Annotated in this window: 2 protein-coding genes; both read right to left on the bottom strand. The window is 37.0% G+C overall.

What is annotated here, in order from left to right; all coding sequences use genetic code 11:
• Window positions 1–1,071 (bottom strand): DgaE family pyridoxal phosphate-dependent ammonia lyase (locus tag AC1DRF_RS23815; protein ID WP_477741855.1); only part of this gene is annotated, 1,071 nt, incomplete at its 3' end.
• Window positions 1,049–2,149 carry an amidohydrolase/deacetylase family metallohydrolase gene (locus AC1DRF_RS23810; protein ID WP_427075417.1) on the bottom strand — a complete coding sequence of 367 codons (1,101 nt, stop codon included), beginning with the start codon at window positions 2,147–2,149 and terminating at the stop codon, window positions 1,049–1,051. The genes AC1DRF_RS23815 and AC1DRF_RS23810, both read right to left, overlap by 23 nt.
• Window positions 2,150–2,282 lie beyond the last annotated feature (133 nt).

Genomic DNA, 2,282 nt, shown 5'->3' with positions numbered 1-2,282 from the left:
CTCAATTACATGTATATCATCGCCCTTTAAAGGTCTTGGGTCGATGTCAAAATATCCTTGTCTTATCCCGTAATCACGTGTATAAATAGCAATTTCACCTTCACTCAACTCTTTTACAACTTCTTCTGCAGTTATATTAGCCTGTTCTGGAATGATTTGAATTCTAGCACGGAATATAGCTCGGCCTGCCTCATCTTGAACAATTGTTACGTTAACGCCTTCTATGTCTTTTAATGACAGTAGGGCTTGTAAACTCTCTTTTTCTTTTGCACTTTTATCTTTCTTTTCTCCATACTCATCAAGTGCTTGAAGTAACCCAAATATTGTTTCCTTTCCTACTTTCATACTTCTTCCAATACAATGTAGTTGAACTTTCAGCCATTCGATATATTTACGTTCACCTCCAACAATTCCAGAAGTTGGTCCTTCAATTGCTTTTGAGCCACTGTAGATTGCAAGGTCTGAGTACTTTACATATTTTTGAAGGTTTTCTTCTGCGGCAGCATCCACAATTAACGGAACATTGTTTTTCTGTGCAATTTCCCACGTTTCTTCCACAGAGATCATATTTTTTTGAACTGTATGATGAGATTTCACATAAAGAATGGCGGCTGTGTTTTCAGAAATCGCTTCTTCAATATGAGTTGCTCTTCCTTCATTAGCGTAGCCAACTTCAATAAGCTTTCCTCCACCTAAATAAACCATTGTTTCAACTGGTGCCCCGTATTGTACGTTATGACCTTTCAGAATAATAATTTCTCTTTTAGGAATTTCTTCTTGATGAAGACGCTCGCTCTTGCGGCGATTTCCCTGTGTAACAAGAGCAGCTACAGAGAGAGCAATTCCACTTGAAGCTGAGTTAACAACCACACCTGCTTCTGCTCCTAAGATCCCAGCAATATAATCGCCTGCTTTATCAACTAAATCAGCGATTTCAACGTAATTTTGTCCTCCTTTTTTCATTGCATCCATTACTGTATCAGTCGGTGCTGATACACCTAAAATACTCATTCGACCGCTCGCGTTAATTACTCGTTTCAAGCCATATTTAGCATTCAATGAACGTTCCATTTACAACTACTCCTTTTGCTTTAATTATTTGCTTACCTTCTCTCTTCTCTCCTTCGGAATCAACAAACAGAACAGGCTTGTCTTCTATAGTAAAAAGAGTTAAATTGGCACGGTCTCCAACTTGTATCCTTCCTAGCTCCGGTCTATTAAGCCACTTTGCCGCATTAACAGTAACGCCATTTACTACTTCTTCAAGGCTGTATCCTAAATAAAGAAATTTAGATAATACATGAGCTAAGCTGTATACAGGCCCATTTAGTCGATTCTTCCGATAAATATCTGTGCTAATTGTATTGAATTTAACATTATGTTTTTTGGCAGCTTCTGCTACTTGAAACGAAAAACTTGCATTTCCGTGCCCTACATCTAAATGAACACCTCGTTGGATGGCCTCCATTAGGAGTGGAAGCGGCTTTCCTTCATCATCAAATAGATTATTAGCTTTTCCATTCAAATAGTGAGTAATAATGTCTCCTTTTTCTAGAATCGAAACAACTTCCTCAATAGCAGGAGGACCAGACCCGACATGAACCATTAATGGAAGTGAAATTGTACTAGACATTTTTCGAGCAAAATATAAAGGCTCAATACCGCTTTTACCTACTACACTTTTGCTTATACGGGCTTTTAAACCTACAATATTGTTTCTATATGCCTTCATGGCTTCAAAAATGTTTTCCGCTTTTAGCCAGTCCATATTTGAAAGCTCATCTGTGCGTTTTAAACCAATATGTGAAATGTTTAAAAACGCTAACAAATTAGTTTTTGCTGCATATTGGCTTTGAATTAAATCTGCTATTTGATCAGCACCGCAGCTTCCTGCATCCACTAGTGTTGTTACTCCTTGCTTCACTCCTATCTCGTCTATCTCATCTCCATATGGTTCGAAATCTGGAAACGCATGAACATGTAAATCAATCCATCCGCTGGATATGTAGGTTCCTGAGTAATCATAAACAAGCGGTGCTTTTCCTTCACCAGCTTTTGCTATCTCAGAGATTTTTCCATTTTCTATAACAATATCAAACTCTTTTTCAGTGACCGATTTGACATTCCTTAATAGAAACCGATTCTTCATTTCGTTCACTCCTCTTATGGTGGCGCTTACACTAATATTAATTATTTTTCTGTTCTTACAAATGTAGAATAACATAAAGAAATGAATAAGTAAATATAACGTTATAATGTTTAAGTTTAAAAAAGATAAAAAG

Source organism: Priestia sp. P5_B4 (assembly GCF_056400385.1).
Note: the sequence above shows the minus strand (reverse complement) of the source record. Positions and strands in the feature narration are given on the sequence as shown.

Bases quoted from the DNA above. Each gene is read 5' to 3' on its own strand.
- AC1DRF_RS23810 (WP_427075417.1), bottom strand. From the start codon at position 2,149: ATGAAGAATCGGTTTCTATTAAGGAATGTCAAATCGGTCACTGAAAAA.